This is a genomic window from Rothia sp. (in: high G+C Gram-positive bacteria) (genome assembly GCF_030540545.1).
Taxonomy (GTDB): domain Bacteria; phylum Actinomycetota; class Actinomycetes; order Actinomycetales; family Micrococcaceae; genus Rothia.
On sequence record NZ_JAUNVZ010000036.1, the window covers coordinates 1 to 1409 of the forward strand.

The following is a 1409-nucleotide window of genomic DNA, read 5'->3' on the forward strand; positions in this document are numbered from 1 at the left end:
GGCTGTGCGGCCTCTTCGGCCTCTTCGGCGGTTGTGGTTGGGGTCTCGGCCGTAGATTTTCGGTGCTGTGCCTTCCGTCGCTGGCGGAGGTACTCTAGGGTCAGGAAGCCCACGAGGGTGAGGAGAAGGAGTATCAGGTACTTCATGGGGTGCAAGTCAATCTTAGTGAGCCGCCGGGTGGGCGGAGAGCTGCTCCAACGTTTGCCAGAAGGTAGGGTAACTCTTGGTTACTACTTCCGCATCGGCTATCTCTACCCCCTCACAGACGATGGCGGTAGGGGCAAAAGCCATCGCCATGCGGTGGTCGGCATAGGTGTGGATGGGGGTACCGTCGTAGTGCGGTGTGCCTGCGGGGTAGTCCATGAGTGTCAGCACATCGTCTCCCTCGGCTTGCAGTTCCAGCCCGTACTTACGCAGTTCGTTTTGCAGTGCCGCGATGCGGTCGGTCTCCTTGATGCGTAGCGAGCGTACGCCAGTGAAGCGGAAGGGGCGGCGCAGCATGGCGCAGGTCACGACCAGCGTCTGTGTGAGGTCGGGCGTATCGCCCAGGTAACAGACCCACGGCTGCCGGGCGGTATAGTGGTCTTCGGCCGCAACCTTGGTCAGGGTGACTTGTTGGAGTTCTTCGTCAAAGGTGGTCTCCACGCCCAGGCTGCGGAACAGTTCCCTTATCCGGCTGTCGCCTTGCAGGCTCTCCTTGAAGAGGCCGGGCAAGGTGATGCGGCCGGTCGTGTCGGCCGAGAGCGCCAAGGCCTCATACCAATAGGATGCAGCCGACCAGTCGCTCTCCACCAGGTAGCTTAGTTCATCGTGAAACCTGCCGGGCTGCACCACGAGCGCTTGTTCGCCTGCCCACTCGGTGGCGATGCCGAAGGTGCGCAGCATGGCGAGCGTCATGTCGATGTAGGGGCGCGACAGTACCTCTCCCTCCAGCTCCAGTCTCAACCCTTCTTGCATAGTGGGGGCAATCATCAGGAGCGCAGAGATGTATTGCGAGCTGACGTTGCCGGGCAGGGTGAGCGTACCCCCGCTGAGGCTTTGGCCCTCTACATGCAGGGGGGGAAAGCCCTCTCGCTCCGTATAGCTAATCTTTGCTCCAAGCTGACGTAGAGCATCCACCAACACGCCGATGGGGCGGTTGCGCATGCGTGACGTGCCGGTCAGGGTATGTACCTCACCCTGGCAAACGGCAAAGTAGGCGGTCAGAAAGCGCATAGCCGTCCCGGCAGCTCCAATGTCTATTGTCTCCGGTCGATTACGCAGGGCATCCCACATGACGCGGGTGTCGTCACACACAGCCAAGTGCTCTACACTGCTGCCGGCACCACTGAGGGCGCAGAGCAGTAGGGCGCGATTGCTGATGCTCTTGGACGAAGGTAAGTCGATACTGAAGTCCCAGTGGGTGGGGT

1 protein-coding gene is annotated in these 1409 nt (G+C 61.0%); it reads right to left on the reverse strand.

What is annotated here, in order from left to right; genetic code table 11:
• Window positions 1–162: 162 nt before the first annotated feature.
• A partial coding sequence (locus Q4P78_RS08730; protein ID WP_303339987.1) for a 3-phosphoshikimate 1-carboxyvinyltransferase occupies window positions 163–1409 on the reverse strand: 1247 nt, incomplete at its 5' end.